Source organism: Serratia marcescens subsp. marcescens ATCC 13880, from assembly GCF_017299535.1.
In the GTDB taxonomy this organism is placed as follows: domain Bacteria; phylum Pseudomonadota; class Gammaproteobacteria; order Enterobacterales; family Enterobacteriaceae; genus Serratia; species Serratia marcescens.
The window spans coordinates 3,285,395-3,299,235 of record NZ_CP071238.1 but is presented as its reverse complement, the minus strand read 5'-3'; the positions used below and the strand labels follow the sequence as shown (position 1 = coordinate 3,299,235).

14 protein-coding genes are annotated in these 13,841 nt (G+C 62.9%); 10 read left to right on the top strand and 4 right to left on the bottom strand.

Going from position 1 to position 13,841, the window contains the following annotated elements; translation table 11 throughout:
• Nucleotide 1: 1 nt before the first annotated feature.
• The 7 genes from citX (at nucleotide 2) to dhbA (ending at nucleotide 7,375) form a co-directional block, all read left to right on the top strand.
• Nucleotides 2-550, top strand: coding sequence for a citrate lyase holo-[acyl-carrier protein] synthase (gene citX / locus J0F90_RS15795; protein ID WP_033639902.1), 549 nt, complete (start codon nucleotides 2-4; stop codon nucleotides 548-550).
• On the top strand, nucleotides 531-1,415 hold the full coding sequence (gene citG, locus J0F90_RS15790; RefSeq protein ID WP_033639903.1) for a triphosphoribosyl-dephospho-CoA synthase CitG: 885 nt from the start codon (nucleotides 531-533) through the stop codon (nucleotides 1,413-1,415). Before citX ends, citG begins: the two co-directional genes overlap by 20 nt.
• A gap of 25 nt (nucleotides 1,416-1,440) precedes the next feature.
• Nucleotides 1,441-2,904: an anion permease gene (locus tag J0F90_RS15785; RefSeq protein WP_015378437.1), complete on the top strand. Its 1,464-nt coding sequence runs from the start codon at nucleotides 1,441-1,443 to the stop codon at nucleotides 2,902-2,904.
• Between the two features lie 146 nt (nucleotides 2,905-3,050).
• The gene (gene agp / locus J0F90_RS15780; protein ID WP_033639904.1) at nucleotides 3,051-4,280 is read left to right on the top strand and encodes a bifunctional glucose-1-phosphatase/inositol phosphatase; all 1,230 of its coding nucleotides are present in this window, start codon (nucleotides 3,051-3,053) and stop codon (nucleotides 4,278-4,280) included.
• A 161-nt stretch (nucleotides 4,281-4,441) separates the two neighbouring features.
• Nucleotides 4,442-5,134, top strand: a complete 693-nt coding sequence (locus J0F90_RS15775) for a 4'-phosphopantetheinyl transferase family protein (RefSeq protein ID WP_033639905.1) — start codon at nucleotides 4,442-4,444, stop codon at nucleotides 5,132-5,134.
• Between the two features lie 188 nt (nucleotides 5,135-5,322).
• Nucleotides 5,323-6,513, top strand: coding sequence for an isochorismate synthase (locus J0F90_RS15770; protein ID WP_033639907.1), 1,191 nt, complete (start codon nucleotides 5,323-5,325; stop codon nucleotides 6,511-6,513).
• Between the two features lie 103 nt (nucleotides 6,514-6,616).
• A complete protein-coding gene (gene dhbA / locus J0F90_RS15765) occupies nucleotides 6,617-7,375 on the top strand; it encodes a 2,3-dihydro-2,3-dihydroxybenzoate dehydrogenase (RefSeq protein WP_025303452.1) in 759 nt (252 codons plus the stop codon).
• A 1-nt stretch (nucleotide 7,376) separates the two neighbouring features.
• On the opposite strand, the gene rarD is transcribed toward dhbA, so the two are convergent.
• Nucleotides 7,377-8,255 carry an EamA family transporter RarD gene (rarD, locus tag J0F90_RS15760; RefSeq protein ID WP_033639908.1) on the bottom strand — a complete coding sequence of 293 codons (879 nt, stop codon included), beginning with the start codon at nucleotides 8,253-8,255 and terminating at the stop codon, nucleotides 7,377-7,379.
• A 139-nt stretch (nucleotides 8,256-8,394) separates the two neighbouring features.
• Here rarD and alkB point away from each other — a divergent pair, with 139 nt between their 5' ends.
• Entirely contained in the window at nucleotides 8,395-9,042 is a 648-nt protein-coding gene (alkB, locus tag J0F90_RS15755; RefSeq protein WP_033635177.1) for a DNA oxidative demethylase AlkB, read from the top strand.
• On the opposite strand, the gene J0F90_RS15750 is transcribed toward alkB, so the two are convergent.
• Nucleotides 9,025-9,960 (bottom strand): LysR family transcriptional regulator, encoded by a 936-nt coding sequence (locus J0F90_RS15750; RefSeq protein ID WP_033639909.1) that lies wholly within the window; start codon nucleotides 9,958-9,960, stop codon nucleotides 9,025-9,027. The genes alkB and J0F90_RS15750 overlap by 18 nt on opposite strands.
• Before the next feature lie 85 nt (nucleotides 9,961-10,045).
• Here J0F90_RS15750 and J0F90_RS15745 point away from each other — a divergent pair, with 85 nt between their 5' ends.
• A complete protein-coding gene (locus tag J0F90_RS15745; protein WP_033639910.1) occupies nucleotides 10,046-10,675 on the top strand; it encodes a serine-tRNA(Ala) deacylase AlaX in 630 nt (209 codons plus the stop codon).
• A 14-nt stretch (nucleotides 10,676-10,689) separates the two neighbouring features.
• Here J0F90_RS15745 and J0F90_RS15740 read toward each other — a convergent pair whose 3' ends face one another.
• The gene (locus J0F90_RS15740) at nucleotides 10,690-10,932 is read right to left on the bottom strand and encodes a hypothetical protein (RefSeq protein WP_016927098.1); all 243 of its coding nucleotides are present in this window, start codon (nucleotides 10,930-10,932) and stop codon (nucleotides 10,690-10,692) included.
• Between the two features lie 321 nt (nucleotides 10,933-11,253).
• On the opposite strand from J0F90_RS15740, the gene J0F90_RS15735 reads away from it, so the two are divergent.
• Nucleotides 11,254-12,009, top strand: coding sequence for a glycosyltransferase family 2 protein (locus J0F90_RS15735; RefSeq protein ID WP_033639911.1), 756 nt, complete (start codon nucleotides 11,254-11,256; stop codon nucleotides 12,007-12,009).
• A 102-nt stretch (nucleotides 12,010-12,111) separates the two neighbouring features.
• Here the strand turns inward: J0F90_RS15735 and J0F90_RS15730 are convergent, their stop codons facing one another.
• Entirely contained in the window at nucleotides 12,112-13,752 is a 1,641-nt protein-coding gene (locus J0F90_RS15730; protein WP_033639912.1) for a Na+/H+ antiporter, read from the bottom strand.
• Nucleotides 13,753-13,841: the final 89 nt, after the last annotated feature.

Below are 13,841 nucleotides of genomic sequence, written 5' to 3'. Positions count from 1 at the left end.
GATGGCCGCCGTCGATCCCCAACTGGCCGCCGAACGTGCGGTCAGCCTGCCGGAGCTGCTCACCAGCCGCGAATGCCGCCAGGCGCGCCAGCAGGCGTGGCTGGCGCAGCACGAGTGCACGCTGCTGGTGCTGACGCTGGTCGTCCCCGGCCCGGTGAAGGACAGCGCGCTGACGCGCGGCATCTTCAACCTCGGGTGGGCGGCGCTGCTGCGGCTGTGCGCCGAGCAGGGCTGGCCCAGCCCGCAGGCCGAGGCGCTGGCGCTTTCCACCGGCTGCGAAGGGTTTGTGGCGCTGCGCGCCGACGCCCAGCGGGTGAAAGATTGCGCCATGCAGCTGGAGGTGAGCCGCCCGATCGGCCGGCTGTGGGATATCGACGTGCTGGATGCGCAGGGGCGCATTTTGTCGCGCCGCGACATCGGCCTGCCGGAACGGCGCTGCCTGCTGTGCGGCCAACCGGCCAAGATCTGCGCCCGCCAGCGGCGGCATGGCAGCGAGCAGCTGCTGCAAGAAATGGAAAGGATGTTCAACGATGCGATCTCTGCCGATTAATCCACCCGCCCGCCGAGCCGAGCCGGCCTGCGACTTCGCCCGCGCCGCTTTCCGCGCGCTGCTGGTGGAGGTCAACCTCACGCCCAAACCGGGGCTGGTGGATCGTCATAACACCGGCGCCCACCGCGACATGGATCTCGGGCACTTCTACCGCAGCGCCCGCGCCATCGGCGTGTGGCTGCCGCGCTTTATCCAACGCGGGCGCGAAGACGCGGCTCTGCCGGCAGAGCAGCAGCTGGCGCGGCTGCGGCCGCTGGGCCTGGCCTGCGAAAACCAGATGTTTCGCGCCACCGGCGGCATTAACACCCACAAGGGCAGCGTGTTCTCACTCGGGTTGCTGTGCACCGCCTTCGGCCGCCTGCAGCAGCAGGGCCGTGACATCGGCGCGGAGGCGCTGTGCGGCGAGGTAGCGGCGATGTGTCGGGGGCTGATGGACCGTGAGCTGCGGCGCAACAACACCGGGCAGACCGCCGGCCAGCGCTTGTTCGCTGCGTATGGCCTCAGCGGCGCGCGCGGCGAGGCGGAGTCCGGTTTTCGGTTGGTGCTTGACGGCGCGCTGCCGCTGTATCGGCAACGGCTGGCCGCCGGCGGCGACGAACAGCGGGCGCTGCTGGACAGCCTGCTGTGGCTGATGGCCCACAACGATGACACCAACGTCGCCTCGCGCGGCGGCCTGCGCGGGCTGCGCTGGCTGCGGCGCCGGGCGGCCTGGCTGCTGGCGCAGGGCGGCTCGGCGGGGGAAGCGGGCCTGGCGCGCCTGCGGCGCTTCGATGCCGACTGCATTGCCCGCAACCTCAGCCCCGGCGGCAGCGCCGACTTGTTGATAGTGACCTGGCTGCTGGCGCAGCTGGGTGCCCAAGAATAATAACCAAGCCTTCAGGAGAGTCCCTATGTCCCAAACCCAGGAAAAGATCTGGAAAGCGATAGCGCCGCTGGCGGTGCTCGCGATCCTGTTATTGATACCGGTGCCCGACGGCATGCCGCCGCAGGCGTGGCACTATTTCGCCATCTTCGTGGCGATGATCGTCGGCATGATTCTGGAGCCGATCCCGGCCACCGCCATCAGCTTTATCGCGGTGACCGTCAGCGTGCTCAGCGCCAACTGGGTGCTGTTCGGCGCGCAGGAACTGGCGGAGCCGGGCTTCAAGGCCGGTAAAGAGGCGCTGAAATGGGGGCTGGCGGGCTTCTCCAGCACCACCGTCTGGCTGGTGTTCGGCGCCTTTATCTTCGCGCTGGGCTACGAGGCCACCGGGCTGGGGCGGCGCATCGCGCTGTTCCTGGTGAAGTTCATGGGCAAGCGCACGCTGACGCTGGGCTATGCGGTGGTGATCATCGATATTCTGCTGGCGCCATTCACGCCGTCCAACACCGCGCGCACCGGCGGCACGGTGTTCCCGGTGGTGAAAAACCTGCCGCCGCTGTTCGATTCCTTCCCTAACGATCCCTCTTCGCGCCGCATCGGCGGTTACCTGATGTGGATGATGGTGGTCGGCACCAGCATCAGTTCCTCGATGTTCGTCACCGGCGCCGCGCCGAACGTGCTGGGCATCGAGTTCGTCGGCAAGATAGCCGGGGTGCACATCAGCTGGATGCAGTGGTTCCTGGCGTTCCTGCCGGTCGGCCTGCTGCTGCTGATCATCGCGCCGCTGATCTCCTACTACCTGTACAAACCGGGCGTGACCCACAGCAGCGAAGTGGCCGCCTGGGCGGATACCGCGCTGGGGGAAATGGGCAAGCTGACGCGCAAGGAGTACACCCTGATCGGACTGGTGCTGCTCAGCCTGTGCCTGTGGGTGTTCGGCGGCAAGGTGCTGGACGCCACCGCGGTGTGCCTGTTGGCGGTGTCGCTGATGCTGGCGCTGCACGTGGTGTCGTGGAAAGAGATCACCAAATATTCCAGCGCCTGGAATACGCTGGTTAACCTGGCGACGCTGGTGGTGATGGCCAACGGCCTGACGCGCTCCGGCTTTATCGACTGGTTCGCCCAGACCATGAGCACCCACCTGGACGGCTTCTCGCCGAACATGACGGTGGTGGCGCTGGTGCTGGTGTTCTACTTCGCCCACTACCTGTTCGCCAGCCTGTCGGCGCACACCGCCACCATGCTGCCGGTGATCCTGGCGGTCGGCAAAGGGTTGCCGGGCGTGCCGATGGAGCAGCTGTCGATGCTGCTGGTGCTGTCGATCGGCATCATGGGCGTGCTGACGCCGTACGCCACCGGGCCGGGGGTGATCATCTACGGCTGCGGCTACGTGAAATCGAAAGACTACTGGCGCCTGGGCGGCATTCTCGGCGTGGTGTACATCGCCGCGCTGCTGCTGATCGGCTGGCCGATCATGAGCCTGTGGTACTGAGTTGACGCACAGCGGCCGCCGCCCGGTGGCCGCTGGTACGATCTTTTCCCGTGAACCCTGTCACACACTTGTCACACTAACCCCGCCATCATACGCAGGCAAACGCTAACACCTTAAAAATAATCATTTTCCGGGAGCCTCTGCGGATGAGAAAAAAAACGTTATTGCTGTGCCTGCCCTTGTTATTCACCGGGAACGCGCTGGCGGACGCCGGCGGTTATCAACTGGAACAGGTGCTGGTGATGAGCCGCCATAACCTGCGCGCGCCGCTGGCCAACAACGGCAGCGTGCTGGCGCAGTCCACGCCGAAGGCCTGGCCGGTCTGGGAAACGCCGGGCGGCCAGTTGACCACCAAGGGCGGGGTGCTGGAAGTGTATATGGGACACTATTTCAACGCCTGGCTGAAGCAGACCGGCCTGTTGCCGCAAGAGGGCTGCCCGACCGCCGGCAGCGTGTACGTCTACGCCAACAGCCTGCAGCGCACGGTGGCCACCGCGCAGTTCTTCAGCAACGGCGCGTTCCCCGGCTGCGACGTCAGCGTGCACCATCAGGACAAGATGGGCGAGATGGATCCGACCTTCAACCCGATCATCACCGATACCAGCGAAGCCTTCAACCAGCAGGCGCTGGCGGCGATGAACGCCGCGCTGGGCTCGCTGAAGCTGGACGCCTCTTACCAACAGCTGGCGAAGATCATCGACTACAAGGATTCCGCCGCCTGCAAGACCGACAAACACTGCGACCTGACCAAAGAAGCCAGCGTGATGAGCGCGGTGCCGGGCAAAGAGCCGGGCGTCTCCGGCCCGCTGCGGGTGGGCAACTCGCTGGTGGACGCCTTTATGCTGCAGTATTACGAAGGTTTCCCGATGAAAGAGGTGGCCTGGGGCAAAATCGCCACCCCGCAGCAGTGGAAGCAGCTGGCGCAGTTGAAAGACGGCTATCAGGATTCGCTGTTCACCTCGCCGGTGGTGGCGCAGAACGTCGCCAAACCGCTGCTGACCTACATCAACAACGCGCTGCTCGGCGAGCGCAAACCGGACGCGCCGAAGCTGACGGTGCTGGTCGGCCACGACTCCAATATCGCCTCGCTGCTGTCGGCCATGCAGTTCCAGCCGTATCAGCTGCCGCAGCAGTACGAGAAAACGCCGATAGGCGGCAAACTGGTGTTCCAGCGCTGGCGCGACGCGCAAAACAACCGTGAATTGCTGAAGATTGAGTACGTCTATCAGTCCACCGAACAGCTGCGCAAGGCGACGCCGCTGACGCTGCAAACCCCGCCGCAGCGCGTGACGCTGGCGCTGAAAGGCTGCCCGATCGACAAGGACGGTTTCTGTGCCTGGAGCGATTTCGAAAAGACCATGAAAGGCATCTTGTAATGCCCAGCCTCTCTCCCGATCGCGGGGGAGAGGCCTCTCCCCATCCCGGCTAACGTGCCGCCGTACGAGCCTTAACGCCATTTATTTTGCCCAGGGTCATTGTTGCAGGCGGTTTCGGGGGCTAACATCATCAGCCTGCCTGCTTATCATGGATATCGCCGTTGCCCACTTTTATCCGCAATATCGAATTTTTCACGCCGGACGGCTATCCGGGCCAGGTGGCGCGCTGCCATTTTGCGCTGGCGGAGTATCGCGACGAGAGTTTTCCCGAGGCGGGCTTTGCGCTGCCGGACCATCTGGCGCGCGCGGTGCCGAAACGCCGCGCGGAGTATTTGGCCGGGCGTGTTCTCGCGCGCCAGCTATTGGCGCCGCTCGGTTTTGCCGATTTCACCCTGACGCGCGGCGAAGATCGCGCGCCGCAGTGGCCGCCGGGCATCGCCGGGGCGCTGAGCCATAATTCGGATACCGCGCTGTGCGCCGTACACCGCGAGAGCGGGCTGGGCGGCGTTGGGTTGGATGTGGAGACGCTGCTCTCCGACGTGCGGGCGGAGGAGCTGTGGGGGGCGATCGTTTCGGCGGGGGAGCGCGAGGCGTTGCTGCGCGAAACGCTGCCGTTCAACGAGCTGCTGACGCTGACGTTTTCCGCCAAAGAGAGCCTGTTCAAGGCGCTTTATCCGCAGGTGCGCTGTTACTTCGATTTTCTCGATGCGCGCATGGTCGCCGTGGATACGCAGCGGCAGACGTTCGTATTAGCGTTGCTTAAGACCTTGACGCCAAATTGCCCCGCCGGCCGCCGGTTCAGCGGGCATTTTTGGCGCGAAGGTGACGATGTCACGACCTTTATTTTTTGCTAAAATACAATAATAACAGTGTGTTATTTCTTGCTGCGCCGTAACGTGGATTTGCCGCAGCGAGCGGAAAGATTCATTCATCGGAGATTGACCCTCGGTGGGGAATCGGTGTAATTTATCCTCCTTTTACAGCTAATGATAATTATTCGCATAAACATTATCATTGGTGAGGCGCAACAAAGGAGTGGTCTGTGGCGACACTGACGACAGAAAACCAAACCTTCCCCGGGTTTGCGTACGCCGAACAATCGACCTTTTTGTACCGGTCCGAATTCCGTTCCCTCTCCGCCAGCGGCGTGTTCGAACGGATTGAGACGCCGGCGTTCGGCGGCGAGCGGGAAGGCAGCGCGCTGGCGCAGCATATTCGCCAGGCGCTGGCGCGAGCCAACGCCGCCGGCCAGGAGACGCCGGTGGTGGTGGGCGCCATTCCGTTCGACACGCGCCGGCCTTCCTGCCTGTATGTGCCTGAAAGTTACGAGTTTGTCGCCAACGACAGCTTTACCCGCGCCGCGCGCCCGATGCTGCAACAGCCGCATCGCCTGGCCGCCTGCACCAGCATTCCGGACGAGCCGCGCTTCAAGCACGCGGTGGCGGAAGCGGTCAGCCGCTTTAAACAAGGCAAGCTGGACAAGGCGGTGCTGTCGCGCATCCTCGACATCGAGCTTGAGCAGCCGGTGGCGGGCCACCAGATCCTCAATAACCTGATGGTGCAGAACCCGACCGGTTACCACTTTTCCCTGCCGCTGGCCGATGGCGGCGTATTGATCGGCGCCAGCCCGGAACTGCTGATCCGCAAGCAGGGCGGCGAGATCCACACCAACCCGCTGGCGGGTTCGGCGCGCCGTCAGGACGATCCGCAGCAGGATCGCCTCGGCAGCGAGCGCCTGATGCGCTCGACCAAAGACAAATACGAACACAAGCTGGTGATCGACGACATCCGTCGGCACCTGGCACCGCTGTGCGCCAGCCTGAGCGTGCCCAGCGGCCCGTCGCTGCTCAGTACCGGCACCATGTGGCATTTGTCCACCCGCATTCGCGGCGAGCTGCTGAACCCGAATCTCAACGTGATGCAACTGGCCTGCCTGCTGCATCCGACGCCGGCGCTGTGCGGCTTCCCGACCGAGAGCGCCCGCCAGCTGATCGCCGATCTGGAACCGCACGATCGCGGCCTGTTCAGCGGCATCGTCGGCTGGTGCGACGCCAACGGCGACGGCGAGTGGGCGATCGTCATCCGCAGCGGCCTGCTGCGCGGCAACCGGGTGCGGCTGTTCGCCGGCGCGGGGATCGTCGCCGCCTCGACGCCGCAGTCCGAGTGGCTGGAAACCGCCGCCAAACTGGGCACCATGCTCAACGCTTTCGGCCTGAACAGCGGCGCGCTGTAGGGCCACTTTTGCGGCGCAGCGCGCGCCGCATCCTATCCTTTTCGCAGGAGACAACGATGAACAACAACATGACCCGGCTGTGCGCCCGGATGGCGGTGCGCGCATGAGCATTCAGATGGATTTCACCGGCAAACGCGTGTGGGTGACCGGCGCGGCGCGCGGCATCGGCGAGCAGATCGCCCGGCATTTTTTGACGCAGGGCGCCGAGGTGGTGGGGTTTGACCGCGAGTTCGCCAACCCGGATTTGCCTTACCCTTGCGTGACGCTGGACATCAGCCGGCCGGAGCAGGTGGAGGCGGTGTGCCGCCAACAGCTGGCGGAAAACCCGCAACTGGACGTGTTGGTCAACGCCGCCGGCATTCTGCGCATGGGCAATACCGAAGATCTGAGCGTGGATGACTGGCACCAGTGCATCAACGTCAACGCCTCGGGGGCGTTTTACCTGTTCCGCGCCGTGCTGCCGCACTTCAAGGCGCAGCGCAGCGGGGCGATCGTCAGCATCGGCTCCAACGCCGCGCACGTGCCGCGCGCGCAGATGGCGGCCTACTGCGCCTCCAAGGCGGCGTTGACCAGCCTGAACCACTGCGTGGGGCTGGAGATGGCGCCGTTCGGCGTGCGGTGCAATCTGGTGTCGCCGGGCTCGACCGACACCCCGATGCAGCGCGGCATGTGGCAGACCGATGATGCGCAGCAACGCACCATCGCCGGCTTCCCCGAGATGTTCAAGCTGGGGATCCCGCTGGGCAAAATCGCGCGTCCGGACGAGATCGCCAACGCGGTGTTGTTCCTGGCCTCCGACTTGGCCAGCCACATCACCATGCAGGACATTGTGATCGACGGCGGCGCGACGCTGGCCGCCTGAGTCAGACCCGCTGGCGGCGCAGCAGGTGCCGCGCGCCTTCCGCCGCCAGCAGCAGCACCGCCAGCCAGATCGCCAGATAGGTCGGCCATTCGCTTTGGCCGATGCTTTCGCCGAGCAGCAGCGCGACGATCACCAGCAGCACCGGTTCCACATAGCTCAGCAGGCCGAACAGGCTGAACGGCAGCAGGCGGCTGGCGAGGATGTAACACACCAATGCCACGGCGCTGATGACGCCGAGCAGCGGAATGCGCCAATACAGCTCGGCATTGATCGGCAACGCCGCTGCGCCGCCGTCGCCGAAGGCGAACCAGGCCGCCGCCGGCAGCATCAGCGCCAGCTCGCACCACAGCCCGCCGAGATTGTCGGTGCCGAAACGCCGCCGCAAAATAAAGTAGAGCGGATAACCCAGCGCCACCACCAGCGTCGGCCACGACACGCCGCCCGCCTGATACAGCTCATTGCCTACCCCCACCATGGCGCATGCCACCGCCAGCTTTTGCAGCAGCGACAGCCGGTCGCGGTAGATCAAACGGCCCGCCAGCACCATGGTCAGCGGCAGCAGAAAATAACCGAGCGATACGTCGAGCGCCTTGCCGTGCAGCGGCGCCCACAGGAACAGCCATAGCTGCACCCCCAGCAGCGCCGAGGTGAGCAGCAGGCCCAGCAGGCGCCGCGGCCGTTGGCCGATCCAGGCCAGCGTGTCGCCCACCTTGCGCCAATCGCCGGACAGCGCCATGAACAGCGTCAGGAACGGCAGCGTCAGCAGCGTGCGCCAGCCGTAGACCTGCTCGCCGTTCAGCGGGGTGAGGGTAGAGGTGAAGTAATACATCGCGCCGAACAAGATGGAGGCGACGACTGAAAGAGTGATGCCCTTAATCACACGCGTTCCTGGTGAGTGATTGATTTTATGGCGGCTACTGTAGAGAAATTTGCCGCTAACGACAATGGCGCCGCCGGGCGCTGGACAATCGGCGGCGGCGGGTTACAATGGATACTGTGTATTCATACAGGCTTTGGCGATGACAATCGATCTTTTTGAAGACGCGCTGCCGCCGCCGTGGCGCGAAGAGATCGCCCCCGGCGCGGTGGTGATGCACGGCTTTGTGCGCGATCACGGGCCGGAACTGCTGGCGGCGGTGCAGGGCGTGGTGGCCCAGGTGCCGTGGCGGCATTTGACCACCCCCGGCGGGCACGTGATGTCGGTGGCGATGAGCTGGTGCGGCAACGGCTGGACCAGCGACAGCCGGGGCTACCGCTATTCGGAACGCGACGCGCGCAGTGGCAAACGCTGGCCGGCCATTCCGCCGATCCTGATGGCGCTGGCGGACGAAGCTGCGCAGCAGGCGGGCTTCGGCCCCTTCGTGCCGGATTCCTGCCTGATGAACCGTTACGATCCGGGCAGCAAGCTGTCGCTGCATCAGGATAAAGACGAACACGACTTCGGCGCGCCGATCGTCTCGGTGTCGCTCGGGCTGCCGGCGGTGTTTCAGTTCGGCGGCCTGCAACGCAGCGACCGGGCGCGGCGCATTCCGCTGGCGCACGGCGATGTGGTGGTGTGGGGCGGCCCATCGCGGCTCTGTTTTCACGGCATCCTGCCGGTCAAGGAAGGCTACCACTCGCTGGTGGGGCCGCACCGCATCAACATCACGCTACGCAAGGCGCTTTAACTGCGGCTCCTGCGCCAGGCAGGCGACGAGATAGTCGATAAACACCCGCAGTTTGGGCGGCAGATACTGGTTGGGCGCATAGAGCAACCACAGGCCGCCGTGATAGCTGCTGAGGAAATCCCATTCCGGCAACACCTGCACGATCTCGCCGTCGTCGAGCGCCTGGCGGGCGGTAAAGTACGGCAGGCTGCCGATGCCGATATGCCGTTTCACCGCGTCCAGCCGCACGCCGGTGTGGTTGGCGGCGTAGCGGCCGCGCACGCTGACCGTCACCGTTTTGCCGCTGCGGCGGAATTTCCATTGCGCGTCGCTCGGCGTTTCTCCCAGATAGATGCAGCTGTGCGCCGCCAGATCGTGCGGGTGCAGCGGCGTGCCGTGTTGCGCCAGGTAGTGCGGCGTGGCGCACAGCAGATGGTCTATTCTCATCAACTGGCGGCCGACCAATCCGGGCGACGGGCGATCGGTAATGCGCAGCGCCAGATCGACCCGATCGTCGATCAAATCCATGTAACGATCTTCCAGCCGCAGCCTCACGTCCACCTTCGGGTAGCGGCGCAGGAACTCCGGCATGTGCGGATGCAGCACGAAGCGGCCCACCGCTTTGGGTACGCTGACGCTGACCAGCCCTTCGGGCTCCGCGGCGCCGCGCCCGCCGATCGCCATGACCGCGTCGGCCGCCGCCAGCAGGGTGCGGCAGTGCGCAAACGCCTCTTCGCCGCTTTCGCTCAGCCGCAGTTTGCGGGTGGTGCGGTGCAGCAGCTGCAGCGCCAGCGCCTGCTCGAGCTTCGCCACGCTGCGGCTGACGGCGGAAGGCGAAGCGCCCAGCTTGCGGGCGGCGGCGGAAAAACTGCCGCTCTCTACCACCTGAACGAAAACGGCCATTTCGGCCAACAGCGCGTAAGAAAGATTTGTGCTCATGACGCAAAGGTCCATTGTGATGGCGGCGGATTATGCTCCGATTATGACATGAATATAATGGCTCTTCGAACCGAGGAGAAAAATGATGACCGAACGACGTTATTACTACAGCGACGATTTACAGGGCCAGGCGCAGGTGTTGAGCTGTGCGCCGGCCGAGGCGGTCGCTTACGCCGTGGAGCTGGACGCCACGCTGTTCCACCCGCAGGGCGGCGGCCAGCCGTCCGATGTGGGGTCGTTAGGCGGCGTCACCGTGCTGCGGGTGCAGCAGCAGGGGGATACCGTGGTGCACTTTACCGCCGCGCCGCTGCCGAACGGGCCGGTTACGATGCAAATCGATGAAGCGCAGCGCTGGCTGCACGCCCGCTGGCACTCCGCTGGGCATCTGATCGGCTGGTTGGGCGAAACCCGGGGCTGGCGGCCGGTCAAGGCTCATCATTGGCCGGGTGAAGGGCGCATCACTTTCGCGCCGGGGCCGGATGCGCAGACGATAGAAGCGGATTTTTTGCAGGCGGAGCTGGCGCGCTTGATCGCCGCCGATCTGCCGCGCCGCCAGCAGGCGGTGGACGGTTTGCGCCAGGTCGGTTTCGGCGAGCTGCCCGCCTACGGCTGTGGCGGCACCCATGTCGCCACGCTGGGCGAGGTGGGCGCGATCGCGATTACCGGCCTAAAGATGAAGAAAGGGCAGTTGAACGTGCAATATGAGCTGGGTTGAATGAGGGGGGCGGCTCAGCGCCCGGCCTGCCGCAGCTGGGTGCAGAACGCGCATTGGCATCCCGCTACCGGCACCGCCGCGCAACTGCCGATGCTCACCGGCTGGGCGTCCATGGCGTGAAAGCCGTAAAACAGATTTTCGATGTTTTGTTCCGCCGCCCGCGCCTGCTCCGGGCGCGGTTCGGGCACTTTCGACTGAAACGCTGCGGCCTTGCCGGCCAGCAGGCTGAGAAACAACAGCGACAGCTGGATTTTCATCGTCGTCTTCCCTTTACTTGTTTTTTGATACGTTATAACAAAACCAAGGCGCCGCCAAGCGCCGCGCTCGCGCTCGGCGCCCGCCAGCGCGTGAGCCGGTGCGGTGAACGCCCGTGTTTAATCCGCCTTTCTCTTTGATTTAATTGAAATTGATGAAATAGTCAGATGCCATCATCCAGGGCATGACAGGGCAGCCAATATTCTAAATACTTAATCGAAGAGGCGCTCGGGGCAGGAGAAGCGCTTTGGGAGCGCGCTTTTGCACGGCGCGTCCGCCGTTTTTGGCATGGACTGCATTTTCTCAGTGTCGTGGAATGTAAAATGGATTTTTGTAACCGGATTTCCGTGTGTTTATTGACGTTTAATTCATCGCGCCTGCTGCGTGACGTGTTGCAACCTGTGGCGGCGTTCGCCGATGAAATCATCGTGGTGGATTCGGGCAGTACTGACGGCACGTTGGCCATTTGCGACGACTTCAATATCAAGCCTCTTTATCACCCGTTTGAAACCCATGGCCGGCAAATGAATTACGCCATATCCCGCGCGCGGCATGACTGGGTTTTGTGCCTGGACAGCGATGAGATCATGGATGATGAAGCGGTCGACGCGATGCGGCTTTTCAAGCGCACCCCAGGCCCTGACAAAAACAACGCCTATCGCATTCGTCGCGATTGGTTTGTGTTGGGACAGGCGGTCAGAACGCTTTATCCCGTCTCGTCACCGGATTACCCCATTCGCTTTTTTCATCGCCAGGTGGTGAAGTTCAATGATGCGCCGGTAGATGATGCGGCGGAAGGGGGCGCATCCACCTTGATACTGGCCGGGCACGTTAAACACGACACTTTTTTCTCAATCGAGGAAGTGTTTGCCAAGCTGAACAGCTATACGGCGCGCGTGGTGAAATACAAGGCGATAAGGCCATCGATTCTCCGGGGGGTGATTAGCGCCATCGGCGCATTTTTCAAGTGGTACATTTTCAGCGGCGCCTGGAAAGCGGGCCGGGTCGGGGCCGTGACCGGCGTTTATGCGGTGTTCTACAGCTTTTTGAAGTATTTCAAGGCGTGGTACCACAGATAGCCGAACGACGGGCGTGGCGTGAGCACTCGTTCGATTGCGGCGCGCGATTGCGGCGGCGACCGCGCGCCGAAGGCGGGGGGCGAACCGCCTTCATCTCCTCGTTTAAACGCTGTCTTCAGCGATCAGCACCTCAGTGATATCAATGCGATGCAGCAGCTTTCTCTGTTTCTCATGGCTGATTTTCTTCATGCGGCGCAGCCGGTACAGCTCTTCTCTTTCCGCGTGCAACGAGGCTAAGTACAGCTGCTTTTCCAGCCGCTTCAGCGCCACGATATTCTTAACGTCTTCTTTGGTCAGAATTTTACGTTGCAGCACGTCCAGCATCCGCCGCGTCGTTTCTTCAATCAGCTCCGGCGTGGCGTCGTCCGGCGGGGCGACGAGCAGCTTTTCCTTGGTTTCGTTGACGGCCTTGGTCGCCGCGCTCGCCAAGGCTTCTGAAACGGAGAAAGCCTCTTCCTGATCTTCTTCCGGCGGCAGATTGCCGCGCAACAGGAAGGGCAGCGTGACGATGCCGACGACGATCGACAGCAGGATGACCCCCGAGGCGATAAACACCAGTTGATACCGCCCCGGGAATGGCGAGCCATCCAATAAAAACAGCGGAATTGACAGCACGCCCGCCAGGGTCACCGCCCCTCGCACCCCGGCAAAGGCGGCGACGAACAGATCGCGCGTGCTGAATTTCGAAAATAACAGCGGATCTTTGCGCATCAGGGTCGCGCTGCCGACCTTCATCAGCCACAGCCAAATCAAACGCACGGCGATCAAACTAAAATAGATGATCACCACGTAAGCCAGCAGCGTCTCCAGGCTGATGGAATGATCGATACCGGTTTGCGCCACGGTGAAGTTCAAGATGCCCGGCAGCTGCAGCCCAAGCAGAATAAACACCATGCCGTTAAACACGAACTCGAGCATTTCCCAAATATTATTGGTGCGTAAACGCACCAGCGGCATGCTGCGATTCACTTTGGATTGGCCAATCATCATGCCGGCGCTGACGGCGGCCAGGATGCCGGATACGCCGATTCTTTCCGCAATCAGATAGCAGGAAAAGGGCAGTAACAGCGAGAAAATAATCTGAGTGGCGGAATCGTTATACATCCATTTATGGATGAACTTAACCATTTGATTATAGAGAAAAACAATAATGATTCCGCACAGCACCCCACCAATCGATACCTGCAGAAAGGTCAGAAAGGCGCTCTCCAGGGTAAACGCCATCGCGCCGAGCGCGACAGCGATAGAGAAGTTGAGGGAAACCAAACCGGAGGCGTCGTTCATCAACGCCTCCCCTTCGATCACTCTCATCACGGGTTTGGGCATGCGTCCTTTACCGACGATGCCGGACAGCGCCACGGCGTCCGTTGGCGACAGAACGGCGGCCAGGGCAAATGCGGCGGCGAGGGGGATTGACGGGAGCAGGAAGTGAATCAGATAACCCACCCCGACGACCGTGATGATCACCAGCACCAGGGCCAGACAAAGGATTTCTCTGCCGTAATGGATGAACTCTTGCGCCGGCGTTTTCCAACCGTCGGCGAACAGCAGCGGGGGAATAAACAGCATCAAGAAAAGCTCGGGATTGAAGTCGATATGCAATCCAAACTGCGGCCAGGCCAACACGGCGCCAACGATGATTTGCATCAGCGGAAGCGGGATCTGGAAGGGCAAGATGCGCGTCACGACGCCGGACAACGAGACGGTGAGCAATAAGATCAATATGGTGAAGAATGTTTCCATCGTGAACCTTTTGTGGATTTAATTTTTCTCGCCGTTATCAAACGGTTTTTCTGCATGCCGGCGTCAGGCGGGCTCGCCAGCCAAGGCTG